This window comes from Amycolatopsis sp. NPDC001319 (assembly GCF_042896185.1).
Lineage (GTDB): Bacteria > Actinomycetota > Actinomycetes > Mycobacteriales > Pseudonocardiaceae > Amycolatopsis.
Genome location: NZ_JBIAWY010000010.1, coordinates 267029 through 291052, shown reverse-complemented (window position 1 = coordinate 291052; position 24024 = coordinate 267029). Strand labels below are relative to the sequence as shown.

The following is a 24024-nucleotide window of genomic DNA, read 5'->3' as shown; positions in this document are numbered from 1 at the left end:
CCATGCAGGTCGTCATCCGCGCCTTGTCCGTGCTGCGGGCCCTCGCGACGAAGGGCAAGGGCGCCACGCTCCAGGAGCTGCACGAGGAGCTCGACATCCCCGTGGGCAGCGCGCACCGCGTGCTCACCACGCTGATGGAGGAGAACTTCGTGACCCGCTCCCCCACCAACAAGCGCTACTTCCTCGGCCCGGCCGCGCGGCAGCTCGGCGAGCCGGCGCCGCACCGGACGGCCTTGCTGGCCAACCCGCACCAGGCCGTGGTCGACGCCGCGGAAGCCAGTGGCGAGACGGTGTTCCTCACCGAGCTCATCGGCGCCCGCGCGGTGTGCGTCGCGCTGGTGGAGGGCCGGCACCCGCTGCGCCTGTTCGTGCGCATCGGGCAGGAGATGCCGCTGCACGCCGCCGCGTCCAGCCGTTCGCTGCTGGCCTACCTGCCGGAGCCCGCGGCCCGGCGGGTGCTCGAAACCCAGTCGCTCGACGCGTTCACCCCGGACACGCCGACCACAGTGGACGAGCTCGTCGAGCACCTCGCCCTCGTGCGGGCCCGTGGTTACGACATCTGCGACGACGAGCTCGACCGCGGCGTGTGGGCCGTGGCCGCCCCGATCTTCACCTCCACGGGCGCGGTGGCCGCGAGCGTGACGCTGGCCGCGGCGGGCAACCGCATGCGCGAGGGCAGTGCGCGCACGGTGGCGACGGACGCCGTCCTCACCGCCGCGCGCGAGCTTTCCGCGGAGCTCGGTTTCGCCGGTGCCGAACCCACCACGGCCGTCGGCGGACCGGCGAGGAGCGCCCGATGAGCCTCGATCACGACCTGGCCACGGCCACCGACACCACCACCGTGTTCCTCGACGCCGCGCGGCGGCGGACCGAGCTGCGCGCGGATCTCGCCGCGATCGGCGCCGCGTTCACCACGCGGCCGTCGATCCTGCGCCGGGCCGCGGCGCTGCTCGCCGAGGAACTGCCCACGGCCACCGATCGGCTGGTCACGACGGGCACGGCCGACGCCGTCGCGGTCACCACGGCGCTCGCGTTGCACACCGGCCTGCCGTTCACGGTGGACGCCGGCGAGGTGCACCGGGGCGACCGCGTCGCCGTGGTCACGCCGATCGCCGACAACCCGGCCGACACCCCCACCCACACGACCGCCGCCGCGCTGGCCGACCGCGTCCGCGCGGCCGGCGCCGAGCCCGTCGTCCTGCTCAGCGTGCTCGCGGCCGACGGCACCCCCGCCCTCGCGGGCACTCGAACCCCTTCGGAGAACCCGTCATGACCACTCCCGTCCAGGACGCCGGCGCCGCGGTGCGCAAGCTCGGCGTCAGCCCCGACACCTACGGCCCTTCGCTCGACACGCCCACCGATCCCGCCGCCACCGAAGTGGTCGGGGCCGCGCTGGCGGAGTTGCTGACCACGCAGACCCTCGACCAGATCGCGGTGTGGCACGGCGCCGACGACGCCGTGCTCGCCCACGTCGTCGCCCGGCAGCTGGGCGCCACGGTGACGCGCGCGTCCGAGCTCGAAGGCGTGGTCGGCTTCCACCCGCCGGTCGCGGCCGGCACGCGGATCGCGCTGGTCGGCACCGCGTGGGAACCCGCGCGGCTGCGGACGCTGCTGAACCTCGCGGCGACCGCGCGTGCCGAAGTCGCCGCAGTGGTGGCGGTGGTGGCCACTCCCGCGCTCGCCGAGGTGACGGGCCCGCCGACGGCGGCGCTGCTCGCGGAGCTGCCAGGCGGCCCACGATGACCGCGTCCACCGCACCAGCAGGGTCCACTGTGGACGCTCGGCTGCGCGCCGACCCGGAGCGGATCGCGCACTGGCTCGACACGTTCGCCGCACTGTCCGAACCGGACTCCGGCCCGGGCGTGACCCGCCTCGCGCACACCCCGCTCGAACGCCGCGCGCACGCGCTGTTCGCCGAGCACGTCAGCGGGCTCGGCCTCGCCGTGCACACCGACGCCGCGGGCAACACGATCGCCGAGCTCCCCGGCACCGTGGCCGGCGCGCCCGCGCTCGGCACCGGCTCGCACCTCGACAGCGTGCCCAACGCCGGCGCGTTCGACGGCATCGCCGGCGTGGTCGCCGCCATGGAGACCGCGCGGCTCTACACCGAGCACGACGTGCGCCTGGCCCACCCGGTGCGGTTCGTCGTGTTCGCCGCGGAGGAGGGCGCGCGGTTCGGCCAGGCGTGCACCGGCAGCCGGGTCGTCGCCGGGCTCACCGGCGCCGCGGACCTGGAGACCAAGTTCGACGCCGGCGGCGTGAGCCTGGCCGACGCGATGCGCTCGGTGGGCCTCGATCCCGCGGGTGCGGCCGGTGCGCGCTGGCGCCCCGAGGACTGGGCCGCGTTCCTGGAGCTGCACATCGAACAGGGCAGCGTGCTCGAGTCGACGGGCCTGCCGCTCGGCGTCGTCGACCTCATCTCCGGCAGCACCCGGCTGCGGCTCGACCTCACCGGCCGCGCGTCGCACACCGGCGGCACGCCGATGCACCAGCGCGCCGACGCGCTCGCCGCCGCGGCCGAGATCGTGCTGCTGATCGAAGCCATCGCCACCGACAGCCGCCACCACGGCACCCGCGCGACCGTCGGGCGGCTCGACTCCGCGCCCGGCTCCATCACGACGATCGCGGGTCAAGCGCAGCTGCACGTCGACGTGCGCGACGTCGACAGCGACCGCCAGCGCCAGACCGCCGCGGAGATCGTCGAGCGCGCCCACGCCCTCGCTGCGCGCCGGGGAATCGGGTTCGCCGCCCACACCCTCGCCGACGCGTCCCCCGTGCTGCTGCCCCGCCGGGTGACCGACGTCGTCGCGGCCACGTGCGCCGAGCTGGGCTACGCGCACCGCGTACTGCCCAGCGGCGCCAGCCACGACGCGCAGATGGTCAACCACGTCACGCCGACCGGCATGCTCTTCGTGCCCAGCCGCGCCGGGGTGAGCCACAGCCCCGACGAGTGGACCGACCTCGCCGACCTCGTCGTCGGCACCGATGTGCTCGCCCACAGCCTCGTCCGGCTCGACACCGCGTTCCCGGTCGCGGGATCGGAGCAGTCATGACCACGACCGAAACGCGGGCCGTCCGCGACCACGTGACGCCCCTGCCGCCCACCGGCGCCGTGCTCCCGACCCCGACGTGGCACCACGCGGAAGTGCTGGAGCACCGCCCGGAAGCCGACCGCTACCAGTACCTGCGCCTGCACGCGCCGACCATCGCGCGGGCCGCGACGGCCGGGCAGTTCGTGATGCTCACCGCCGCCCGCCACGGCGAACGCGGCCCCGTGCTGCCCCGGCCGATGGCGATCTACCGCCGCGACGCGGAGGCGGGCACGATCGAGGTCGTCTACGGCGTGGTCGGTGACGGCACGCGCAAGCTCACCACATTCGCCGCGGGCGAGACGATGCTCGTGGTCGGCCCGCTGGGCCGCGGGTTCCACGTGCCCACCGGCACCCCGCGCGTGCTGCTGGTCGGGCGCGGCATCGGCACCTGCTCGCTCACCACCGTCGCCCAGGACCTCGCCGGCAGCGGCACGGAGCTGGTCGCCGTCGCGAGTGGACGGACGCGGCAAGCCGTGATCGGCGCGGACTTCTACCGCGAGTGCGGCGCCGAGCGCGTACTCACCGTGACCGATGCCGAGGGCACCAGCGAGATCGCGCGCCTGCGCGCGGAGCTGACCTCCACTTTGGACAGTGCACCGCCGCGGCAGATCTTCACGTGCGGCTCGGACCGGCTGGCGTGGCTGTGCCGCGAGCTGGCCGATCGCTGGGGCGCCGAGGTGCAGGTGTCGCTGGAAGCCCACATGGCGTGTGGCCTCGGCTACTGCCACGGCTGCGCCACCGGCACCCGCGGCGGGCCCGAGGAGTCGCCGTTGATCTGCAAGGACGGCCCCGTTTTCCGCCTGGAGGAGACGCCATGAGCCCGCTGACGCAGGCCCCGCTCGGCCACGCGGTGCTCACCGGCGTGGCCCCGTTCGGCGGCACCCCGATCGACCTCGTGGTGCGCGACGGCCGCATCACCGAGCTGCGGCCCCGCGGCAGCGCCGACGAGCCGAACCGGTTCGACGCCGACGGTCTCGTGCTGCTGCCCGCGTTCGTCGACCTGCACACGCACCTGCGCGAGCCGGGCGGCGAGGACGCCGAGACCATCGCCACCGGTACCGCCGCGGCGGCGGCCGGCGGCTACTCCGACGTGTTCGCCATGGCCAACTGCAGCCCGGTCACCGACTCCGCCGAGCGGATCCGCCACATCCTCGACCTGGCCGAGCGCACCGCGTCGTGCCGCGTGCACGCCGTCGGCGCCATCACCGAAGGCCTTGCGGGACAACGCCTCGCGCCGCTGGAAGCCATGGCCGCGGCCGGCGCGCGCCTGTTCTCCGACGACGGCCGCTGCGTCGACGACCCGGTGCTCGTGCGTGACGCCCTCGAGCTGACCAAGCGGACCGGCACCGTGCTCGCCCAGCACGCCCAGTCCGGCCCGCTGGCCGGCGCCGGCCAGATCAACGCGGGCCGCGCGGCCGAGCGCACCGGGCTGCCGCCGTGGCCGGCCACGGGCGAGGAAACCGTGGTGGCGCGCGACATCGTGCTCGCCGCCGACGCCGGGGCGCCGCTGCACGTGTGCCACGTGTCCACGGCGCGCTCGGTCGCGCTCGTGCGGTGGGCCAAGGAGCAGGGCTGGGCCGTGAGCGCCGAGGTCACGCCGCACCACCTGCTGCTCACCGACGGCGAAGCCGCGAGCGCCGACACGAAGTTCAAGGTCAACCCGCCGCTGCGCTCCCCGAGCGACGTCCGCGCGCTGCGCGCCGCGCTGCTCGACGGCACGATCGACGCCGTCGCCACCGACCACGCGCCGCACCTCGCCGAGGCGAAGGCCGCCGACTGGTGCGGGGCGCCGTTCGGGATGACCGGGCTGGAGACGGCGCTGGCCGTGGTGTCCGAGGTCCTGCACACCAGCCGCGGCGTCGACTGGGCGCTGGTAGCCGACCGCATGTCCCACGCCCCGGCGCGCATCGGCGGCATCGCCGCGTCCGCGGGCCGGCCGATCGCCGTCGGCGAGCCGGCCACGTTCACCCTCGTCGACCCGCGGGCCGGCTGGACGGTCGACCCCGCCGACACCGTCGGCCGTTCGCACAACACCCCGTTCGCGGGCCTGTCCTTCACCCACCGGCCCGTGGCGACGGTCGTCGCCGGCGCCGTGACCGCCGACCACGGCGGGTTGTTCACCAGGAGTGACCGATGACGTCCACCCGCACCGAAGCGGACCTGCTCGGCGAGCTGGCCGTGCCCGCCGACGCGTACTACGGCGTGCACACCCGCCGCGCCATGGCCAACTTCCCCATCAGCGGCCTGCCGCTCTCGACCCACCCCGAGCTCGTGGTCGCGCTGGCCCGCGTGAAGCACGCGGCCGCGCTGGCCAACCACGACGTCGGCCTGCTGTCCGGCGACAAGACCACCGCGATCGTCGCCGCGTGCGAGGAGATCGAGGCCGGCCGGCTGCACGAGCAGTTCACCGTGGACGTGATCCAGGGCGGGGCGGGCACGTCGTCGAACATGAACGTGAACGAGGTCGTGACGAACCGGGCGCTGGAGCTCCTCGGCCACCCCCGCGGCGACTACGCCCGGCTGCACCCGATCGACGACGTGAACCTGGGCCAGTCCACCAACGACGTCTACCCCACCGCCGTGAAGCTCGCGGTGCACGCGGCCGCGACCGAGCTGCTCGACGCCATGGCCGAGCTGCGCGGCGCGCTCGCCGCCAAGGGCCGCGAGTTCGCCGACGTCGTGAAGATCGGGCGCACTCAGCTGCAGGACGCCGTGCCGATGACGCTGGGCCGCGAGTTCACCGCGTTCGCCGTGACGCTCGGCGAGGACGAGCAGCGGCTGGCCGAGGCACTCACGCTGCTGACCGAGATCAACCTCGGCGGCACCGCGATCGGCACGGGCCTCAACGCGCACCCGGACTACGCGCGCCTGGCGTGCGAGCACCTCGCCCGGCTCACCGGCACGCCGCTCGTCACCGCCACCGACCTCGTGGAGGCGACGGCCGACGTCGGGGTGTTCGTGCAGCTGTCCGGCGTGCTCAAGCGCGTGGCGGTGAAACTTTCCAAGACCTGCAACGATCTTCGGCTGCTGTCCTCCGGTCCGCAGGCCGGGCTCAACGAGCTGCGGCTGCCGAAGGTCCAGGCCGGGTCGAGCATCATGCCGGGCAAGGTCAACCCGGTGATCCCCGAGGTGGTCAACCAGATCGCGTTCGAGGTGATCGGCAACGACACCACCGTCACGCTCGCCGCCGAGGCCGGGCAGCTGCAGCTCAACGCGTTCGAGCCGATCATCGCCCACTCCTTGCTGAAGTCGCTGCGCCACCTGCGCACCGGCGCGCAGACGCTGGCGCGCCGCTGCGTCACGGGCATCACGGCCAACACCGAGCAGCTGCGCCGCCAGGTCCGCGAGTCGATCGGCCTCGTCACGGCGCTGAACCCGGTGATCGGCTACGAAGCGGCGAGCGCGCTGGCGAAGCAGGCTTCGGCCACCGGCCGTTCGATCCACGAGCTCGTGGTCGACGCCGGCCTGCTCACCTCCGAGCAGCTCGACACGCTGCTGGGCCTGCCTGCGGCCAAGTCGAGCTGACACCGTCGGCCGACACCGTGACGACCGGCTTCGTTTACCCCACGTTTACCTAGGTGTACTGCAATGAAACCTCCATCGGGTGACGCCAGGAGGCTTCATGAGCACGCAGACCCTCGGAGCCCTGGCCCCGGAGCAGCCCGACGCCCACTTCGGGCACCTGGAAGACCGCCTCAGCCGCGACTTCGCGACCGTCGGCGCCGAGTCCGTGCACGACCTCGTGGAGCGCGAGCGGGCCCGCTTCACCGGCGCGCCGGTCCAGGCGTTCGTGCCGATCCTGGTCGAGCGCGCCGTCCGGGCCGTGCTGGCCGGCCGGCAGCCCGCCTGAGGCGGGCGCTGAAAATTCAGCGGCCGCACCGTCCACTGTGCACTGACCGTCCGGCGCGGCGGGCCGCGACCGCTGCTCGGTAGGCTGTCGGGTCGTGACCGCCCACGACGACCGGACCGACTCGCTCAGCGCTCGTGTCGAGGAGCGGCTCGCCGGGCTGTCGCCTGCCGAGCAGCGCGTGGCGGAGTACCTGCGCAGCCACCAGGAAGCGATCCTGCTGTCCACGGCCGGCGACCTCGGCGTGCTCAGCGGCACCAGCGACGCGACGGTCGTCCGCGCGGTGAAGGCGCTGGGCTACTCCGGCCTGCCGGAGCTCAAGCGCGTGGTGGGCCGCTACGTCGTCGGCGACACCAACCCGGCCACGCGGCTGCGCGAGCGCATCGAGCGGACCGGCGACGACACCGGCGCCCTGCTCGACCAGGTGCTGACCGAGTCGGTCGAGCGGCTCACGGAGACACGCCGGCTGCTGGCAGACCCCGAGTTCACCGCGGCCGTCGACCTGCTGGACTCCGCGGCCGAGGTGCTCGGCTACGGCCTCGGCCCGTCCGAGCTGCCGATGCAGTACCTCGTGACCCGCCTGCACCGGCTCGGCCGGCGCGCCTGGAGCACGTCGGCCACGGGCTTCCGGCTCGCCGACGACCTGTTGCGCCTCAAGGGGAACGACGTCGTGGTGCTGTGCGTACCCGACCGGCTCCTGCACGACGTCAAGACCCTCGTCGACCACGCGCGTGCGATCGGCGCGCGCGTGCTGCTCGTGACCAACTCCCTGCGGCCCGTGCTCGGCGACCAGGTCGACGTCGTGCTCACGGCCGTGCACTCGGTCAGCGGCCTGACGCACGAGGGACTCGGGGCGACGCTGGTCGTCGACTGCCTGGTGGCCGGGCTGGCGCGCAAGGACCCGGCCGCGGTTTCGGACCACACCGACCTGCTGACCGCCTTGCGCACCGCCCTCGTGCCCCGCGACATGCGGGCGCGGCGGCCCGGCCGGGAGTGACCCGGGCTCAGCGCCCCATCTCAGCGCCCCATCTCAGCGGCCCGGTCGCGCGCCGCCTCGATCGCCGCCATCACCGCCGCGCGCACCCCGCGTTCCTCGAACTGCCGGATCGCGGCGATCGTCGCCCCGCCCGGGCTGGTCACGGCCGCGCGCATGCGCACCGCGTCGGCGTCCGGGACCTGCAGCATCTCGGCCGCGCCGGCGGCGTTGGCCTTCACCAGCTCCTCGGCCAGCGGGCGCGGCAGGCCGAGCAGGATCCCGGCTTCGATCAGCGCCTCGGTGAGGAAGAAGTAGTACGCCGGTCCGCTGCCCGACAGTGCCGTGATGGCGTCCATGCGCGACTCCTCGACGCGCACGACCTTGCCCACCGGCTCGAACAGCGACTGCGCGTAGTCGAGCTCGGCCTCGCCCGCGTGCGTGCCCGCGCTGATCGCCACGACCCCGCGGCCGACGGACACCGGGGTGTTGGGCATGCAGCGCACCACCGGCGACTTGCCCGGCAGCAGCGCTTCGAGCCGCGACGTGCGCACGCCGCCGACGGCCGAGACGAACAGCTGGTCGTCGTTCACGTCGTCCGCGACCGCGGCGAACAGGTCGTCCACGTGGTACGGCTTCACCGTGAGCAGCACGGTTTCCGCCGCCCGGATCGCGGGTCCGGCTTCGGCCGTGGTGGCCACGCCGTAGCGCTCGCGCAGGTACGCCGCGCGCTCGCCGGCGAGCTCGACCACGACGACCTCGGCCGCCGTGAACCTCGGTTCGGTGCCGGCGAGCAGTCCGGCGAGCAGCGCCTCGCCCATGTTGCCGCCGCCGATGATGGCCAGTTTCGTCATCGCAGGGTGAACCCCGTTCCCAGTTCGTCGGCCGGGTCGAGCGTGAACACGCTCTCGCCGGCCAGGTGTGCGGTGCCTTCGATCTCCGTGGCGACGCTGCCGTCGGTGCCGTCGCCGCCGGTCGACAGGATCCGGCCGGTGAAGGTCGTGCCGATGATGGAGCCGTGGGTGAGCACGTCGCCCTCGCGCAGCCGGCCTTCGGCCGCGAGCAGCGCCAGCCGCGCGGAAGTGCCGGAGCCACAAGGGGAACGGTCGACCTGCCCGTCGGCGAACACGGTCACGTTGCGCTGGTGCGGCCCGGTCGCGGTGTCGCCGAGGTCGTCGTAGAGGATCACGCCGTAGACGCCGCCGAGCCGGCTGTCCGCGGAGTGCCGTGCCCACTCGGTGCCGCTGAGCGCGGCCTTGACCTCGCGGCCGGCCGCCACGAGCTCGGCGTGGTGCTCGGGGACCACGGCGAGGCCGAACGCGGAAGCCGGCACGCACGCGTAGATCGCGCCGCTGTAGGCGAGATCGACCGCGACCGGGCCGCTTTTCGTGCTGACCTCGACGCCGCGGCCGAGCACGGTCGTGCCGACGTTGCGGAAGGCCACCTTCCGCACCTCGCCGCCCTCGCACGTCACGGCGGCGATGACGCGACCCGACGGGACGTCCATCGGCACCTCGGTCACGCCGTCGGCCGCCGCTTCGACCCGGCCGGTGCGCACCGCCCACGCGCCGAGCGCGATCGTGCCGTGCCCGCAGGCGGTGGAGTAGCCCTCGCGGTGCCAGAACAGCACGCCGAACAACGACCCCTCGGTCTGCGGCGGCACCAGGAAACAGCCGTACATCGCCGAGTGCCCGCGCGGCTCGCGCACGAGCAGCTCGCGCACCGCGTCGATGGCCGGCGTGGACCGTGCGGCCTCGCGCCGTTCGAGCACCGTCGTGCCGGGGATCTCCGGCGCCCCACCGGTGACGATGCGGAAGGGCTCCCCCGCCGTGTGGTAGTCGGTGACGGTCACCGCGTCCACTGTGGACCGTCCAGCCTTGTTGTAGTTTTCATGACAGGTGACAGTACATGGTAGTTTTCACTACGGGAAGACCTGTGCGCGCGGTCACCGCTGCCGCCGTCCGGAATACTATTCGTGCACGAATAGTTGAACCGAGCATGAAGACTTCCGTGCTCACCCGGCACCGCTGGTGGTGGCAGCCACTGGGCATCTCCCTGCTGCTGGTGCTCGTGTTCATCGGTCTCTACGTCGGGTTCCAGCGCAGCCCGCGGCCCTACCAGGTGCCCGTCGCGGTGGCCGGGACCTCGCTGCAAGCGCAGTTCGCCGGGGCGACCGGGCCGGCCGTGGCCGTCGTGCCCGTCGCCGACCAGGCCGCGGGCGACGCGCTGCTGCGCCACGGCGACGCCGTCGCGACGCTGACCGACCAGGCCGGGCACCTGCGGCTGGACGTCGCCGGCGCGAGCGGCGCCTCGACGGTGTCCGCAGCCGAGAAGCTCGTGACCGCGTTCGCGCAGCACCGGGGGCAGCCGCTGGCGGTCACCGACGTGCTGCCGCTCTCGGCGTTCGACAGCAAGGGGATGTCGGGCTTCTACGTGGCCTTCGGCGTCACGCTGGCGTCGTTCGCGCTCGCGCAGAACCTGCTGGCGGCCGCGCGGCGCGTCCGGCTGCGCCACCGCATGGCGGCGCTCGTGGGGTTCGCGGCGCTGGCCGGGATCGTCGCGGCCGCGCTGGCCGGGCCGGTGCTCGGCGCACTGCCCGCGCCGTTCGTGCCGCTCGCGCTGACGCTCGGCCTCCTCTCGGCCGCGACGGCGCTGGCGACCAAGGCGCTCGGCACGTGGTTCGGCGCGATCGGCATCCCGATGTCGACGCTGCTGCTGCTCACCGTCGGCAACTCGACCAGCGGCGGCGTGCTCGGCGTGAACCTCCTGCCGGAACCGGCGCGGTGGGCCTCGGCCGCGCTGCCGCCGGGTGCCGCGGTGCGCGCGCTGTCGGACCTCGACTACTTCCACGGCGCCCACCTGCTGGTGCCGGTCCTGACCCTGCTGGCGTGGTCCGCGGGTGCCGCTTTCCTGATCCACGTGCGGGAACGCGGCCGCGCCACCGCCGCCGAGCCCGGGCAGCCGGCGCCGGCCGGGGAGATCTCCGGGCACGTCAGCGCCCCGGCGGTCCTCGTCGTGACGGATCCGCAGGGCGCCGTCACCGCGCGGTCGGACACCGACGGCCGCGGCCGGTTCCACCTGACCGGCCTGGCACCCGGCGCCGTGACGCTGACCGCCGTCGCCGAGGGGTTCCTGCCGCAGACGCGGGCCCTGACGGTGCCGGCGAGCGGCGCCGCGACCGTGGATCTGGCCCTGGCGCCCGCGTACGCCCGCGCGGCATGAGGCAGCCTGGGGCCATGGACATCGGACCGGACCACGACGTCGAGGACGGCGAGCGCCCGCTCGGCGACGCTCCGCTCTACCTGCTGCGCCAAGCCCTGCGCACCTACACCGCGCACTGGCAGGACACCGTGCGCGAAGTGACGCCGCCGCAGTACGTCGCGCTGCGCGTGCTGCGGGCCTCGCCCGATCTCGACCAGGCGGCGCTGGCCGAGGCGACGCGCATCGACACGGCCACGCTCACGCCGCTCCTCGCGCGGCTCGAGGAGCGCGGTCACGTCGTGCGGCGCGTCGACCCCGGCAACCGCCGGCGCAAGCTGTTGCGGATCACCGAGGACGGCGCCACGGTGCTGCGCCGCGTCGCGCCGCTCGTCGCCGAGACCGAGGACACGTTGCTGGGTGAGCTGAGCGCGGAGCAGCGCACGGCGTTCACCGACGTGCTGCGGCGGATCGCGCTCGCCTGAGCGATGTCCCTATCGGTGGGGTTCGTGGCCGGTCCGGGCACGGCGGAGGAGGGCTCGCACGCGGCAAGCTGCGAGGACCACACCGTTTCTCACCCAGGGAGTCGTGATGACCGAGACGATCGCCGGGATCACCGTGCCGGACACGGAGCTCGTCGCCGAGGTGACGGCGCTGATCCGCGAGAAGTCCACCGAGCTGCTGTTCAACCACTCGCGCCGCGTGTTCCTGTTCGGCAGCCTGCAGGCGCGGGCCCTCGGCATCGACCCCGACCCGGAGCTGCTCTACGTCGCCGCGCTGTTCCACGACACCGGTCTCGTGCCGCCGTGGCGCAGCGAGCAGCAGCGCTTCGAGATCGACGGCGCCGACCAGGCCCGGGAGTTCCTGCTCGCGCACGGCCGTTCGGCCGCCGACGCCGACCTGGTGTGGACGTCGATCGCGCTGCACACCACGCCCGAGGTGCCCTACCGGATGGCGCCCGAGATCGCCGCCACGACCGCGGGCGTCGAGACCGACGTGCTCGGCCTGCACCTGGACCGTGTGTCCGGCGAGGACATCGCCGCCGTCACCGCCGCGCACCCGCGCCCCGACTTCAAGCGCCGGATCCTGCAGGCGTTCAAGGACGGGTTCGCCCACCGTCCCGACTCGACGTTCGGCACGGTGAACGCCGACGTGCTGGAGCACTTCGTGCCCGGCTTCAAGCACACCGATTTCGTCGACGTGATCGAGAACTCCGACTGGAAAGAGTGACGCCGGCCGGCCGCTGCCGTGCGCCCCGAGGACACGGCGGCGGCCAAAACGCTTGCGCGATAACCCCGGCTGCTGTCATGATCGCGGTATGTCTGAAGGAAAGGGCGTGCTCGCCCTCGCGCGGTGACCGCGCCCCGCGGGCCGGGAGCCCGCGCTCCGGAACACCCTGAAATCGTTGACCCGCAACGGGTTCGCCGGCAGCTCGCCGAGGCGGCCCGAGCGGAGTGGCTCGGCCACGCCCTGTCCTGCGAGCCCGCCGACCGGCCGGCCGCGGAAGCGGCGATCACCGCGCTCTACGAGCTCGTCGACCAGCCTCCCCCGACGTTCGTGTGGGTGGATTCTCCTGGCGCGGCAGTGAAACTCGTACCACCGAGCCGGCCGCTGTCGGCCGGGTCGCCGACCTGGCTGGAGAGCCGCCTCGCCAACTCCCTGTCGGGCCTGCGTGCCCGGTTCGACCGCAGGATCCGCTCCTCCGGCAACTCGTGGCGACCGTCCGTCCTGCCCGAAGATCCCCCGGAAGCGCTCGATCGCGGGTCCCTGGACACGTGGCTGTACTCCGGCATCCTCTGGTCGGTGCGGCGCAGCATCCTCGATTCCGTCGCCGGCACGATCAGGGCCGCACTGCGCGCGCCGATCGGGATCGGCTGGTACGGCCAGCACGAGGCCCACTGGGTGGCGCACTACGACGCCCACCGCCGGCTCGGTGTCCACTTCGGACCCGAACCCGAACGGCAGCTGGACCTGTGGGCGGAAACCGTGCGCTCGTGCGGCTGGTGGTGGCCCCGCGACGACGTGTGCGTGCTCACCGAACGCCCGGTCGTCGTCCGCACCGAACCCGTGCCCGGCGCCGCGTACGGCGAGGTGCGGACGCACGCCGCCGACGGACCGGCGATCGCCTACCCCGACGGCTGGCGCGCGTATGCGTGGCACGGCACCCCGGTGCCGGCGTGGGTGATCGAAGACGTGACGGCCGAAGCCATCAACACCGAACGCAACGTCGAGGTCCGCCGGTGCGCCGTCGAACGCCTGGGCTGGGACGCCTACATCGAGCGGGCCGGTCTCACGTTCGTGGCGCGGGCACCGGATCCGGGCAACCGGGACTCCGAACTGGAGCTCTACGACGTGCCCCGGGCGCCCGGCATCATCGCGCGCCGGCTTCTCCTCGCGGTCAACGGATCCGTGGAACGCGACGGCACCCGCCGCCGCTACGGATTGTCCGTGCCGCCGTGGTTCGACGATCCCGTCGACGCCGCCGGCTGGTCCTACGGGCTCACCGGAGCCCAGTACACCGGCCTGCTTCGCCGGACCTGACCCAACCCTGCGAAACCCCAAGGTGATCACCATGACCGAAACATCCACAACGGACACCCGGACCGTCAGCCTCGCCGACCTCCTCGACCGCTCCGGCCTCGACGTGCTCGAGCACCTCGAACGGCAAGTCACCGTTCCCGTGCTCGACGGACTGCAGGCCCAAGGCGACCTCATCGTCATCCCGCACGCCCTTGTCGCCCGTACCGTCGTGCTGCACACCAACGCGTGGTGGCAGGACGTGCCGCGCGGCGGTGTCGAACTGGTGCGCGGCGTGGACGGGCGCAACCCGCACACCCTGGTGGCCGATCCGGACACCTGCCGGTGGACCTCGTCGGTCCGCGACCCGCTGAACCTGGGCATCGCGGTGTTCGAGAACTCCGCGCCCGCCTACCTCATCCACCCCGAGCACGGCGGCAGCGGGGTGGCTCCGGGCCGGTGGCTCGCGCGGCGCCAGCAGGAGCGCGGGGTGGCCTTGACCAGGCTGCTCATCGCCGACTGAACCCGGCCTGGACCTTCGAGTTGTACGTCCCTTGTATCCCGTTCCATGATTCTTTGCCCGGATTCATCCGCGGACGAGAGGACCAGGGATGCTCAGGAAGGTCGTCACACTGACCGCGCTCGCGGCGGCGGCGCTCGGCGTGGCCGCACCGGTTTCGGCCGGTGCGGCCACGCAGGCGCTGCCCGCGGCGAGCATGGAGGCCGTGCTCAAGGCCGCGCAGATCGACCCGCGCCGCGCCGACAGCACGCAGACGCCCGGCGCGCACGACAGCGTGCTGCTGGTGGAGCACGCGCTGCAGGCGATGGGCCTGCTCGACGCGAAGTACGTGGACGGGTACTTCGGCACCACGACCATCACGGCGTACTCGCAGTACCAGAAGTCGCTGGGCTACACCGGGATCGACGCCTCGGGCCTGCCCGGCCGGACGTCGCTGGAGAAGCTGGGCGCGAACCGCTACACCGTCACCGCCGTGATCGCCGCGGGCAGCCACGTGACCTACCACGGCGTCACGCTCAACACCCGCACCAAGGCCATGCTCGTGGCCGCCGAAGGCCTGCTCGGGCGGCAGCTGAGCCTCACGCAGGGCTCGTACAACCCAGGCGGCGTCGACGCCTCCGCCGGCACGCACGACGGCGGCGGCACGTTCGACGTCTCGGTGGCGGGCCTGTCCACCGCGACCCGCACGAGCGTGGTCAAGACCCTGCGCCAGGTCGGGTTCGCGGCGTGGCTGCGCACGCCGGAGCAGGCCGACTGGGGTTACCACATCCACGCCGTCGCGATCTCCGACCCGGACCTGTCCTCGGGCGCCCAGCACCAGACCGGCGACTACTACCTGGGCCTCAACGGCCTGGCCGGACGCGGCCCGGACGACGGCCCGGCGGTGAACCCGAAGAAGACCTGGGAGGAGTACCAGCGCGGCTGACGGCGACGTCCTCGCCGGTTCGCCCGAGAGCCGGCGAGGACACCCGCCGTGGTGGCACCCGCACCCCGGACGGTGGTTGTATCGGCGTCATCGACTACGGGGGTGTTTCCATGGCGAACAAGGCGTTCCGGTTCGGAGTGGTCGCGGCGGCCCAGGGCAGCGGCGCGCAGTGGCAGGCCACGGCGCGGCGCGCGGAGGAGCTGGGCTACTCGACCCTGCTCTCACCCGACAACCTCAACCTGCCCTCGCCCACGGCGGCGCTGGCGATCGCCGCGGCGGTCACCACGACCTTGCGGGTCGGCTCGTTCGTGCTGGCCAGCCCCCTGCGCACGCCGCGCGCGGCCGCGTGGGAGGCCCACAGCCTCACGCAGCTCACCGACGGCCGCTTCGAGCTCGGCCTCGGCACCGGCCTGCCCACGATGCGCCAGGCGGCCGACGAGCTGGGCCTGCCCTACGGCTCCGGCCAGGACCGGCTCGACCAGGTTTCGGAGACCGTCGACCACGTCCGGCGCCTCGACGGAGCCGCGCACACCCCCGTGATGATCGCGGCCGGCGGCCCCAAGGCCCGCCGGCTCGCCGCGGCGAAGGCCGACATCGTCACCCTCGCCGGCGGCGCGCTGACCACGCGCGCGGAGATGGCCGGCCACGTGGCGGAGATCCACGCGGCCGCGGGGGCCCGCGCCGGCGAGATCGAGCTGTCGCACAACATTTTCGTGGTGGGCACCGAGGCGCCGCCGTGGATGAGCGGGTTCCTCGGCGGCCTCGACGCGAAAACCCTCGTCGAACGCGATTCGCTCACGGTGCTCAACGGTGACCTCGACACGATGGCCGCCGAGCTCGAACGCCGCCGCGAAGAGCTCGGGGTGTCGTACTTCACCGTGAACAGCGCGTTCGTCGAGGAATTCGCCCCGCTCGTGGAGCGCCTCACCGGCCGGTGAGTCCACTTCGGACTCCGGCCGGCGGTGAAAACCTCGTGACCGCGTTGTGCCGCTGTGGTGTGTTCCTCTCACTCTTCCCGCTCTAACTTGAGTGGGAGGTGGGTGCCATGTCGATACGTCACCGGTTCGCCGTGCGGGTGGGTGCCGGTTCGCTCCTGCTCGCGAGCGCCGCGGCTTGTTCGGGGCCGGGTTCCGGCGCCGGTCCGGCAACGGAGGTCTCGACCGGCGTCGCGTCGACGGCGTCGTCGGTCGAGACCACCGGCTCGAGCCCGTCGACGGAGGGCACCGGCCCGGAGCCGCCGCGCTCGTCCGAACGCGAGGGCTCGGTGGCGCTGGCCGGCCTGCCGGTCGGGGGCGGCAACGACGCGAGCGGCGCGCAGGACTGCATCCGCGTGAGCCTGCTCGACAGCAACGTCCCCGAAGGCGCCCGGATCGCGGTGGGTGAGGTCGCCGCCGGTCCCGGGGACCTCGTCACCGGCGGCGGGGCCTGCGGCGGCCCTCCCGCGTGTTCGTCGTACACCTTCACGGCGCAGGACAACTCCTGCTCCGTCGCGCTCTCCTGGCACCGGCCCGGCGACGGCGCCACGCTGACCATGAAGGGCAGCTACGCCTGCGGCGGAGACCCGAGCGCGTGTGCGGAGTTCGGCAAGACGCTGCGGACCAACACGATCGACCTGACGAACCCGCTCGAGACCCCGGAAACCACGACGACGACGGAGGAGTCCGCCGTGACGACGACGGAATCCACGACGACGTCGGCCACGTCGGGCTGAGCGAGGTGCCCGAGGAGGGGGACGTCACCGGCCGGTTCGAGCACTGGGTGCGGACGGTCGGGAACGTCGTCGCCCCGGCGACCCTGCTCACCACGCTGCTGTTCTACTTCGGCTACGTCTCCACGCGTTCGCAGTACGAGTACTTCGGCATCGACGTGGACACGATCGGCCTGGCCACGCAGGACTACGTGATGCGCAGCCCGCAGCCGCTGCTGACGCCGTTGCTCGTGCTCACCTTCGCCAGCGTCGGCGCGCTGGCCCTGCATTCGGTCGTGCAGAAGCGGATCGCGGCGGCCGAGGACACCAGCCGGCTCCGGTCCACGGTGCGCACGCTCACCGCGGCGGGGCTGACGGTCCTGGCCGCAGGGGTGGTGTTGCTGCTGCTGTATGCGTTCGTGCGCGACTGGACCTTCTACGCCCTGGTCACTCCCCTGCTCATCGCCGCGGGCGGCGTGCTGGTGGTGTACGGCTTCCGGGTCCTGCGCCGCCTGGCCGGCAGCGCCCCGCCGCCGGTCTCGCCCGTGCGGCGCGTGTCGCTGGCCCTGGTGCTGGTGGTCGTGGCGGTGAGCTTGTTCTGGACCACGGCCACGGTCGCGCAGTGGTCGGGGCGCGGGCTCGCGATGGCGCAAGCGCGGTCGCTGGACCAGCTGCCGAGCGTGATCGTGGACACGAAGGAGCGGCTGTTCCTGCGCAGCCCGGGCATCGAGGAGACCACGCTGCCGTCGGCACCGGGACAGACCTTCCGCTACCGCTACCGCAACCTGCGGCTGCTCGTGCACGGCAACGACCGCATGTTCCTCGTGCCGCGTACGTGGTCGGCCAGCGACACCACGTTCGTCGTCCCGCTCGACGGGCAGGTGCGCGTGCAGTTCCAGTTCCAGAACCAGCAGCCCTAGCAGCGCTTCCCGAATCCCGGTTGTGGAAGCCTTCGCGGCGCGCGCCCGCTAACCTGGTGGGAACGGTGCTGACGCGATGAGGAGAACGAGTGAGCCGGGCGGAAGTTCGCGGGACGAAGCGGCAGTCCTCGCCGTCCGCGCGTCCCAACCGCCGCGCCGAGCTGCTTGCGGCCGCGGCCCGGCTGTTCCGCGAACGCGGCTACGGCGGGGTGTCCGTGGCGGACATCGCCGAGCAGGTCGGCATCACGGCCGGTGCGGTGTACAAGCACTTCCCCGACAAGCGCGCGCTGCTCGCCGAGCCCATCCGCGAGATGGTGCTCACCTGGCGCAACCGCGAGGTGCTCGCGCTGGCGCAGGGCGGCGACACCGACGAGGTGCTGCGGCGGCTCGCGACCTCCGTTGTCGGCGTCGTGCTGGAGCGACCCGACGTGGTGCGCCTGTGGCACCAGGAGGCCCACTACCTCACGAGCGAGGTCCGCGAAGAGCTGGTGGCGGTGCGTGTCGAAGGCGTCGGCCTCTGGCTGCGCGTGCTGGTGGACGCGCGCCCGGAACTGACCACGAGCCAGGCGGAGTTCCGGATCCGCGCCGCGCTGGGCCTGCTCAACAGCGTGCCCGCGTTGCCGCGGCGCCGGCTGTCGGCCCACGCGGCGACGCTGGAAACCGTGCTGCTGGCCACGTTGCTCGCGCCGGAACCGCCGAAGACCCTGCCGGAAATCCGCGTGGTGGACCGGGAATCACCGGCCGTGGCGGAGAACACGCGCAGCCGCGCGATCCTCGACGAGGCGGCGAAGCTGTTCCGCGAACGCGGCTACCACGCCGTGGGCATCGACGACATCGCCGCGGGCGTGGGCATCGCCGGCCCGTCGATCTACAGCCACTTCCCCAGCAAGGCGGCCGTGCTCACCGCCGTGGTCGAGGAGATCGCCGACGAGCTGTGCTGGGGCGGCGCGCTGGCGATGGCCTCGGACGGGACCCCGCACGAGGTGCTGGAGCGGCTGGTGACCACACACGTCCGCACGGCGATCGCGAAGAGCGACCTGATCGCGGTGTGGATGACCGAGGAGCACCACGTGCCCGAGGACCTCGGCGAGGCCGTGCGCCGCGACCGCAAGCGCTACCTGGACTACTGGGTGGGCGCGGTGCTCGCGGTGAACCCCGGCGTCGAGGAAGCGGTGGCGGAGACCGCGAGCCTCGCGGTGATGGAGCTGATCGACGCCGTGGCCCGGTCGAGGCGGTTCGCGGCGGTGCCGGAGCGTCCCGAGTGGACGGTCGGGCTCGCGCTGGCGGCGCTGACGAGCGTGGCGGTCTGACGCGTCCCCGGTTTGTACGGACGCAGTGATCTGTACAGACCGTGATCTGTACAGACAGCGATTTGTACCGACCCTGTTCCATACAGACACAGTGGACGGACACCGAGGGCGGGGGTGGACCTTCCCCCTCGGTCAGGTCCTTCCCCGCCCTCGGTGTTCTCAGCCGGTCGCCCTTCGGCTTTCTCCGGTGGCCGCACCCGTCCGGTTGCGCGGCCACAGGTGTCGCGCGCGCGGCTCAGTCGCTTGCGCGCTCGGTGCCCTTCCAGCGGTCGGAGCCCTTGCGGGCGAACGACCACAGCTGCGCGCTCTGTTCCAGGGGCACGGCCGCCTGCCAGCTCAACGCCGGCGGGCCGACCTCCGCCCGCAGGCTGCGGATCGCCGCCCGCGTGAGGGCCGGGTCGCCGCCGCCGCGAGCCGCGAGCGCGAAGGCCCGGGCCTCGACCTCCTCGTCGGGCTGCGCTTCGTAGGCGAGCCCGAGCTCCACGGCGCGGCGGCCGTTCACCGACTCGCCCAGCACGCCGAGCACCGTCGCGGCCTCCGGCGTGACGACCCGCGTCAGCAACGTGTAGTGCCCGCCGCCGGGGTGCACGCCCAGGCGCGTGAAGCCGGACGCGAGCACGGCGTCCTCGGCGACGACGCGCACGTCGGCGGCCAGCGCGAGGTTCATCCCGGCGCCCACCGCCCCGCCGCGCACGGCGGCGACCGTCGGCACCTTCAGCGCACCGAAACGCAGGAACGCGTCGTAGATCCGTTGCGTGGCGCGGATTCCCTCGTCCGACGCGGGGGCGGCCGAGATCGCCGCCAGCTCGTCGCGGTCGCCGCCCGAGCAGAAGTACCCGCCGGCGCCCTGGATCACGGCCGAGCCGATCGCGAGGTCGGCGTCGATGCGTTCGCACGCCTCGATCAGCGCGCCGGCCAGCTCGCCGTCGATGGCGTTGCGTTTGCGCGGCGCGTTGAGGGTGAGCACGGCGACGCCGTCGGTCACCTCGAACAGCACGGGTTCGGGTTCGGTCATGAGCGGGCTCCGCGGAGGTCGACGTCGTCGGTTTCGTGCGTGCGCAGCAGGGCCGAGCGGACCTTCTGCGTCGCCGTCTTGGGCAGTGCGGGGCGCACCGAGATGTAGCGCGGCCAGGCGAACTTCGGCAGCTTGCCGTCGAGGAACGCGGGCAGCCCGAGCGGGTCGAACTCGCCGCGCGGCACCACGACGGCACGGACCTCCTGGCCCACGACGTCGTCGGGCACGCCGACCACGGCCACCTCGTCCACCGCCGGGTGCTCGGCGATCGCCGCCTCGACGTCGGCCGGGCGCACGTTCTCGCCGGCGCGGCGGATCATGTCGTCGGCCCGGCCGTGGAAGACGAGGTAACCCTCGTCGTCGAGCGCGCCCAGGTCCCCGGTGTGGAACCACAGGTTGCGGAACTTCTGCAGCGTCAGCTCGGCCTTGCCGTGGTAGCCGTCGAAGAGCACGAAGGCCTCACGCGGGCGCACGCAGATCTGCCCGGGCTCGCCGGGTGCCACGGGCACGTCGTTCGCGTCGAGGATCGCCAGGTCCATGTCGGGCCGGACGGTACCGCAGGTGCCGCGGCGACGCTGCCCGGACCGGTTGGCCGTGACCCAGCCGCCGGTCTCGGTCATGCCGTAGAGCTCGTGGACCTCGACGCCCACGTGGTCCTCGATCGTCGTCCACAGCCCGACGGGCGCGCCGCCGCCGGTGCAGAAGCGCAGCTTGTGCGGCGGGATGTGCTCGGGCAGCTTGCGCACGAGCATCGCCAGCATCGTGCCGACGTAGGTGAACCCCGTGGCCTCGTACCGGATCGCCTGCTCCAGGAACTTCGCCGGTTCGAACTTCTCCAGCAGCGCCAGGGAACAGCCCGTGGCGATGGCGGTCATCACCGCGTACACCTGCGGGTTGGTGTGGAACAGCGGCAGCGCCACCATGATCCGGTCGTCGGCGCGGATCCCGATCGCGTCGGCCAGCTCCCGGCCGCCGGCGAGGAACGCGCCGTCGGACAGCACCGCCCCCTTGGGCGGGCCGGTGGTGCCCGAGGTGTAGAGCAGGCTGCTCTCGGCGTCGATCCCGGCCTCGTGCATCGGGTGCGGCGCGAGGCCGGCCACGGCGTGCTCCAGCTCGCCGGCCGTGGCGAAGCCGAGCGTGTGCCCGGGGTCGAAGCCGGCGTCGGCGACCAGGCGCGCGATGCTCGCGGTGTCGCCGACGGCGAACTCGATGCCCGCGTCGGCCACGACCTGGCGGATGTGCGCGCCGGTCGCCTGGTTGTGCAGCGGCACGCACGTGGCGCCGAGCCAGCGCAGCGCGAACCACAGGTAGGGGAACGTCGGCGTGTTGCCGCAGGCGAGCAGCACGCGGTCACCGGCCCGGACGCCGTTGCTCTGCAGCAGCGTCGCGGTGCGGGTGACCACGTCGAGCAGCCCGGCCCAGCTGATCACCTTGTCGTCCTGCAGCAGGAACGGCGCGTCGCCGCTGGTCTCGCACCGCTGCTTCAGTGTTGCCGCGAACATCTACCGATCCTCCACCCTGACGGCCTTGACCAGGCTCTTCGCGACGGTGTTCTTGAGCACCTCGGCCGATCCCCCGGCCACCTCGTACGCCTTGGCGTCGCGCAGGTACCGGCCGAACGGCTGGGTCTCGCGCGTGCCGTGCGCGCCGCACACCTGCACCGCCGTGGAGGCGACCTTCGTGGCGAGCGAAGCCGCCAGCAGTTTCGCCGACGACGACGAGCGCGCGATGTCGCGGCCGGCGTCGAGGTCGCGCGCGGCCTCGTAGGTGAGCAGCCGCGTCGCGTCGATCTGCGCGGCCAGCTCGGCGAAGTACCACTGGATCCCTTGGAAATCCAGGACCTTCGTGCCGAACGCCGAGCGCGTGTCCACGTACTTCAGCGCGCCCTCGAACGCCGCGCGCGCGATGCCGAGACTGATGCCGGCGGCGAGCGTGCGCGAGTTGGCGAGGGTGACCATCACCTGCTTGAGGCCGCGGCCCTCGGTGCCGATGAGGTGGTCGGCGGGCACCTCGACGTCCTCCAGCACCAGGTTGACGTGCGGGCCGTTGCGCAGCCCGAACGTCTCGGCCTCGTGGCCCTGGTAGCTGGACACGCCCGGGGTGTCCTTGGTGACCGCGAACGTCGAGACGCCGACGTCGGTCTCGGCGAGCACCACGAACAGCTCCGCGGCCGCGCCGGAGGTGATGAAGGCCTTCTCGCCGTTGAGGACCCAGCCCTTGTCGGTGCGGTGGGCCTTGGTGTCGAGCGTGCGGATGTCGCTGCCGTGCCCGTCCTCGGTCAGCGCGAACGACGCGGGCAGGCCGCCCGCGTAGCGCGGCAGGTAGCGCTCCTTGAGCGACTCCTCGCCGTAGAGCTCGATGCAGCGCTGGCTCTGGAAGATCGTGATGAGCGAGATGCCCAGGATCGCACTGGCGACCGAGAGTTCCTCCAGCACGGCGAGCAGTTCCGTCATCGGGCGGCCCTCGCCGCCGTAGCGCGGGTCGAGCGTCATCGAGTTCCAGCCGCGTTCGGCGGTGAGCCGCACGAGGTCGAGCGGGTAGCGGTCGTCGCGGTCGAGGGCGTCCGCGACCGGGGCCACGTGCTCGCGCGTGAACTCGCGGGCCTCGAGCGCGAGGCGCTCGTCGACGTGGTCCCTCCAGAGGTGCTGCAAGGCGTTCCCCTTCCTCATTCCGCCGCGGTGATGGCCCGGCCGGAGCGGTCGGCCAGGAACAGCGCGGTGATCATCATCAGTGCCACGGCGAACAGGCCGGTCGAGATGCCGCCGCCGAGGCCGTAGCGGGCGGCGAGCAGGCCGACGATCCCGGGCCCGAAGCTCGCGATGCCGCGGCCCACCGAGTAGCAGAAGCTCGAGCCCGTGGCCCGGATCGGCGTCGCGAACAGCTCGCCGAACCACGTGCCGAACACGGCGAAGTAGCCGAGCCCGAACGAGATCACGAAGTACATCGCGATCACCGACCCGGTCGCGGCGCCGGTGGCGATCAGCACGGCGAAGGCGATGAACGCGACCAGCTGCACCGAGGCGAAGGCGAGCAGCGCCTTGCGCCGGCCCCACCGGTCGCCGAGCGCGCCCGCCGCGACGTAGGAGACGAGCGAGATGGCGGCGCTGACGTAGAGCACCGTCTGCGTCGGTCCCGCGCCCAGGTGCAGGCCGGTCTTGAGGAAGGTCGGCATCCAGGACGAGTAGACGTAGTAGGAGTACTGCGCGCCGAACACCACGACGGTGCCGAGCACGACCATCTTCAGCGCGTTCTTCTTGAACAGCAAGGCGAGTCCGGCGGGCTCTCGGGTTTGCGCCGTGCCGGCCGTCCGGCCCTCCGCCTTGGCGCGCTGCAGTTCCAGCCACTGCTTCGACTCCGGGCAGGCGAGCCGGATCGCCACCGCGGCCAGCGCGGGCAGCGCGCCGATGGCGAAGGCCCAGCGCCAGTTCGGAACCGCGCCGGCGACGAAGATGCCGATCGCGTAAGCGGGCCAGATCGCGGCCTGCACCATGCCGCCGGCGAGCCCGCGGCGCTTGGGCGACCACGCCTCGTTCAGCAGCGCGAACCCGATGGCCCACTCGCCGCCGATGCCGACCCCGGCGAGCATCCGGCACACCACGAACAACCCGAAGTTCGGCGCGAGCGCGCCGAGCCCCGTGCCGATCGCGAAAATCCAGATCGTCCACGTGAGCACGCGGCGGCGGCCGAACCGGTCGGCCAGCGGGCCGAACAGGATGCCGCCGATCGCCGTGGCCGCGAGCTGCGCGGTGAAGACCGCGCCCACCGCGGCCGTGGAGACGCCGAACGTCTTCCCGACGTCGCCGGCCACGAGCGACAGGATCACGAGATCGAAGTACTCCATCCCCCAGCCGCTGACCGCGGCCGCGATGATCAGACCGCGCTCTCTTCGGGTGTAGGCGGACCCGGCCACGCCGGCCGGGGCGTTGGTCGCCACTTCGGACATGGGCCACCTGCTTCTTTGCGGGAGGTGAATACTGGTTAGGCGGACGGTAACTCGTCGTTAGCCAGAGTTCAAGGGGG

25 protein-coding genes are annotated in these 24024 nt (G+C 73.0%); 19 read left to right on the top strand and 6 right to left on the bottom strand.

The window, feature by feature from the left end:
- Positions 1-2: 2 nt before the first annotated feature.
- The 9 genes from ACFY1H_RS34670 to ACFY1H_RS34630 all read left to right on the top strand — a co-directional run bounded on the left by ACFY1H_RS34670 (position 3) and on the right by ACFY1H_RS34630 (position 7936).
- A complete protein-coding gene (locus tag ACFY1H_RS34670) occupies positions 3-800 on the top strand; it encodes an IclR family transcriptional regulator (protein ID WP_366578158.1) in 798 nt (265 codons plus the stop codon).
- The gene (locus tag ACFY1H_RS34665; protein ID WP_366578156.1) at positions 797-1273 is read left to right on the top strand and encodes a hypothetical protein; all 477 of its coding nucleotides are present in this window, start codon (positions 797-799) and stop codon (positions 1271-1273) included. The genes ACFY1H_RS34670 and ACFY1H_RS34665 overlap by 4 nt, the downstream gene beginning before the upstream one ends.
- The gene (locus ACFY1H_RS34660) at positions 1270-1743 is read left to right on the top strand and encodes a hypothetical protein (RefSeq protein ID WP_366578154.1); all 474 of its coding nucleotides are present in this window, start codon (positions 1270-1272) and stop codon (positions 1741-1743) included. The genes ACFY1H_RS34665 and ACFY1H_RS34660 overlap by 4 nt, the downstream gene beginning before the upstream one ends.
- The gene (locus ACFY1H_RS34655; protein WP_386953523.1) at positions 1740-3053 is read left to right on the top strand and encodes a Zn-dependent hydrolase; all 1314 of its coding nucleotides are present in this window, start codon (positions 1740-1742) and stop codon (positions 3051-3053) included. The genes ACFY1H_RS34660 and ACFY1H_RS34655 overlap by 4 nt, the downstream gene beginning before the upstream one ends.
- Complete coding sequence (locus tag ACFY1H_RS34650) at positions 3050-3910, top strand: dihydroorotate oxidase electron transfer subunit (RefSeq protein ID WP_366578150.1); 861 nt, start codon at positions 3050-3052, stop codon at positions 3908-3910. Before ACFY1H_RS34655 ends, ACFY1H_RS34650 begins: the two co-directional genes overlap by 4 nt.
- A complete protein-coding gene (locus ACFY1H_RS34645; RefSeq protein ID WP_366578148.1) occupies positions 3907-5229 on the top strand; it encodes a dihydroorotase in 1323 nt (440 codons plus the stop codon). The genes ACFY1H_RS34650 and ACFY1H_RS34645 overlap by 4 nt, the downstream gene beginning before the upstream one ends.
- Positions 5226-6617, top strand: a complete 1392-nt coding sequence (locus ACFY1H_RS34640) for an aspartate ammonia-lyase (protein ID WP_366578146.1) — start codon at positions 5226-5228, stop codon at positions 6615-6617. Before ACFY1H_RS34645 ends, ACFY1H_RS34640 begins: the two co-directional genes overlap by 4 nt.
- Before the next feature lie 97 nt (positions 6618-6714).
- Positions 6715-6942 (top strand): three-helix bundle dimerization domain-containing protein, encoded by a 228-nt coding sequence (locus ACFY1H_RS34635; protein ID WP_366578144.1) that lies wholly within the window; start codon positions 6715-6717, stop codon positions 6940-6942.
- Positions 6943-7036: 94 nt separating this feature from the next.
- A complete protein-coding gene (locus ACFY1H_RS34630) occupies positions 7037-7936 on the top strand; it encodes a MurR/RpiR family transcriptional regulator (RefSeq protein ID WP_366578143.1) in 900 nt (299 codons plus the stop codon).
- Positions 7937-7956: 20 nt separating this feature from the next.
- Here ACFY1H_RS34630 and proC read toward each other — a convergent pair whose 3' ends face one another.
- Positions 7957-8766: a pyrroline-5-carboxylate reductase gene (gene proC, locus ACFY1H_RS34625; protein WP_366578141.1), complete on the bottom strand. Its 810-nt coding sequence runs from the start codon at positions 8764-8766 to the stop codon at positions 7957-7959.
- Positions 8763-9764 carry a proline racemase family protein gene (locus tag ACFY1H_RS34620; RefSeq protein WP_366578140.1) on the bottom strand — a complete coding sequence of 334 codons (1002 nt, stop codon included), beginning with the start codon at positions 9762-9764 and terminating at the stop codon, positions 8763-8765. The genes proC and ACFY1H_RS34620 overlap by 4 nt, the downstream gene beginning before the upstream one ends.
- Before the next feature lie 146 nt (positions 9765-9910).
- Between ACFY1H_RS34620 and ACFY1H_RS34615 the strand changes: the two genes are divergently transcribed.
- The 10 genes from ACFY1H_RS34615 (at position 9911) to ACFY1H_RS34570 (ending at position 18989) form a co-directional block, all read left to right on the top strand.
- On the top strand, positions 9911-11134 hold the full coding sequence (locus tag ACFY1H_RS34615) for a carboxypeptidase-like regulatory domain-containing protein (protein WP_386953517.1): 1224 nt from the start codon (positions 9911-9913) through the stop codon (positions 11132-11134).
- A 14-nt stretch (positions 11135-11148) separates the two neighbouring features.
- Entirely contained in the window at positions 11149-11595 is a 447-nt protein-coding gene (locus tag ACFY1H_RS34610) for a MarR family winged helix-turn-helix transcriptional regulator (RefSeq protein WP_386953514.1), read from the top strand.
- Positions 11596-11701: 106 nt separating this feature from the next.
- Positions 11702-12340, top strand: coding sequence for an HD domain-containing protein (locus tag ACFY1H_RS34605; RefSeq protein ID WP_366578135.1), 639 nt, complete (start codon positions 11702-11704; stop codon positions 12338-12340).
- A gap of 123 nt (positions 12341-12463) precedes the next feature.
- Entirely contained in the window at positions 12464-13651 is a 1188-nt protein-coding gene (locus ACFY1H_RS34600; protein ID WP_386953510.1) for a DUF6745 domain-containing protein, read from the top strand.
- A gap of 31 nt (positions 13652-13682) precedes the next feature.
- Positions 13683-14150 (top strand): hypothetical protein, encoded by a 468-nt coding sequence (locus tag ACFY1H_RS34595; RefSeq protein WP_366578131.1) that lies wholly within the window; start codon positions 13683-13685, stop codon positions 14148-14150.
- An 88-nt stretch (positions 14151-14238) separates the two neighbouring features.
- A complete protein-coding gene (locus ACFY1H_RS34590; protein ID WP_386953507.1) occupies positions 14239-15072 on the top strand; it encodes a peptidoglycan-binding protein in 834 nt (277 codons plus the stop codon).
- A gap of 110 nt (positions 15073-15182) precedes the next feature.
- Positions 15183-16010: an LLM class flavin-dependent oxidoreductase gene (locus ACFY1H_RS34585; protein WP_386953504.1), complete on the top strand. Its 828-nt coding sequence runs from the start codon at positions 15183-15185 to the stop codon at positions 16008-16010.
- A gap of 107 nt (positions 16011-16117) precedes the next feature.
- Positions 16118-16783 (top strand): hypothetical protein, encoded by a 666-nt coding sequence (locus ACFY1H_RS34580; RefSeq protein WP_386953502.1) that lies wholly within the window; start codon positions 16118-16120, stop codon positions 16781-16783.
- A 5-nt stretch (positions 16784-16788) separates the two neighbouring features.
- Positions 16789-17679 carry a hypothetical protein gene (locus ACFY1H_RS34575; RefSeq protein ID WP_386953499.1) on the top strand — a complete coding sequence of 297 codons (891 nt, stop codon included), beginning with the start codon at positions 16789-16791 and terminating at the stop codon, positions 17677-17679.
- Between the two features lie 89 nt (positions 17680-17768).
- The gene (locus tag ACFY1H_RS34570) at positions 17769-18989 is read left to right on the top strand and encodes a TetR family transcriptional regulator (protein ID WP_366578122.1); all 1221 of its coding nucleotides are present in this window, start codon (positions 17769-17771) and stop codon (positions 18987-18989) included.
- A 235-nt stretch (positions 18990-19224) separates the two neighbouring features.
- Here the strand turns inward: ACFY1H_RS34570 and ACFY1H_RS34565 are convergent, their stop codons facing one another.
- From ACFY1H_RS34565 to ACFY1H_RS34550, 4 genes are read right to left on the bottom strand one after another with little or no spacing between them, the layout of a single operon-like run.
- Positions 19225-20004, bottom strand: coding sequence for an enoyl-CoA hydratase/isomerase family protein (locus ACFY1H_RS34565; RefSeq protein WP_366578120.1), 780 nt, complete (start codon positions 20002-20004; stop codon positions 19225-19227).
- A complete protein-coding gene (locus ACFY1H_RS34560) occupies positions 20001-21506 on the bottom strand; it encodes an AMP-binding protein (protein ID WP_366578118.1) in 1506 nt (501 codons plus the stop codon). Before ACFY1H_RS34560 ends, ACFY1H_RS34565 begins: the two co-directional genes overlap by 4 nt.
- Positions 21507-22655: an acyl-CoA dehydrogenase family protein gene (locus ACFY1H_RS34555; protein ID WP_366578117.1), complete on the bottom strand. Its 1149-nt coding sequence runs from the start codon at positions 22653-22655 to the stop codon at positions 21507-21509. It abuts the gene before it with no gap.
- 14 nt (positions 22656-22669) lie between these two features.
- Positions 22670-23947, bottom strand: a complete 1278-nt coding sequence (locus ACFY1H_RS34550) for an MFS transporter (protein ID WP_366578115.1) — start codon at positions 23945-23947, stop codon at positions 22670-22672.
- Positions 23948-24024 lie beyond the last annotated feature (77 nt).

Excerpts from the sequence above, each read along its gene's own strand:
- ACFY1H_RS34610 (WP_386953514.1), top strand. The coding sequence starts at position 11,149 with ATGGACATCGGACCGGACCACGACGTCGAGGACGGCGAGCGCCCGCTC.
- ACFY1H_RS34565 (WP_366578120.1), bottom strand. The coding sequence starts at position 20,004 with ATGACCGAACCCGAACCCGTGCTGTTCGAGGTGACCGACGGCGTCGCC.
- ACFY1H_RS34580 (WP_386953502.1), top strand. The coding sequence starts at position 16,118 with ATGTCGATACGTCACCGGTTCGCCGTGCGGGTGGGTGCCGGTTCGCTC.
- ACFY1H_RS34590 (WP_386953507.1), top strand. The coding sequence starts at position 14,239 with ATGCTCAGGAAGGTCGTCACACTGACCGCGCTCGCGGCGGCGGCGCTC.
- ACFY1H_RS34670 (WP_366578158.1), top strand. The coding sequence starts at position 3 with ATGCAGGTCGTCATCCGCGCCTTGTCCGTGCTGCGGGCCCTCGCGACG.
- ACFY1H_RS34595 (WP_366578131.1), top strand. The coding sequence starts at position 13,683 with ATGACCGAAACATCCACAACGGACACCCGGACCGTCAGCCTCGCCGAC.
- ACFY1H_RS34655 (WP_386953523.1), top strand. The coding sequence starts at position 1,740 with ATGACCGCGTCCACCGCACCAGCAGGGTCCACTGTGGACGCTCGGCTG.
- proC (WP_366578141.1), bottom strand. The coding sequence starts at position 8,766 with ATGACGAAACTGGCCATCATCGGCGGCGGCAACATGGGCGAGGCGCTG.
- ACFY1H_RS34605 (WP_366578135.1), top strand. The coding sequence starts at position 11,702 with ATGACCGAGACGATCGCCGGGATCACCGTGCCGGACACGGAGCTCGTC.
- ACFY1H_RS34665 (WP_366578156.1), top strand. The coding sequence starts at position 797 with ATGAGCCTCGATCACGACCTGGCCACGGCCACCGACACCACCACCGTG.
- ACFY1H_RS34660 (WP_366578154.1), top strand. The coding sequence starts at position 1,270 with ATGACCACTCCCGTCCAGGACGCCGGCGCCGCGGTGCGCAAGCTCGGC.
- ACFY1H_RS34650 (WP_366578150.1), top strand. The coding sequence starts at position 3,050 with ATGACCACGACCGAAACGCGGGCCGTCCGCGACCACGTGACGCCCCTG.
- ACFY1H_RS34645 (WP_366578148.1), top strand. The coding sequence starts at position 3,907 with ATGAGCCCGCTGACGCAGGCCCCGCTCGGCCACGCGGTGCTCACCGGC.
- ACFY1H_RS34615 (WP_386953517.1), top strand. The coding sequence starts at position 9,911 with ATGAAGACTTCCGTGCTCACCCGGCACCGCTGGTGGTGGCAGCCACTG.
- ACFY1H_RS34635 (WP_366578144.1), top strand. The coding sequence starts at position 6,715 with ATGAGCACGCAGACCCTCGGAGCCCTGGCCCCGGAGCAGCCCGACGCC.
- ACFY1H_RS34640 (WP_366578146.1), top strand. The coding sequence starts at position 5,226 with ATGACGTCCACCCGCACCGAAGCGGACCTGCTCGGCGAGCTGGCCGTG.
- ACFY1H_RS34560 (WP_366578118.1), bottom strand. The coding sequence starts at position 21,506 with ATGTTCGCGGCAACACTGAAGCAGCGGTGCGAGACCAGCGGCGACGCG.
- ACFY1H_RS34585 (WP_386953504.1), top strand. The coding sequence starts at position 15,183 with ATGGCGAACAAGGCGTTCCGGTTCGGAGTGGTCGCGGCGGCCCAGGGC.
- ACFY1H_RS34550 (WP_366578115.1), bottom strand. The coding sequence starts at position 23,947 with ATGTCCGAAGTGGCGACCAACGCCCCGGCCGGCGTGGCCGGGTCCGCC.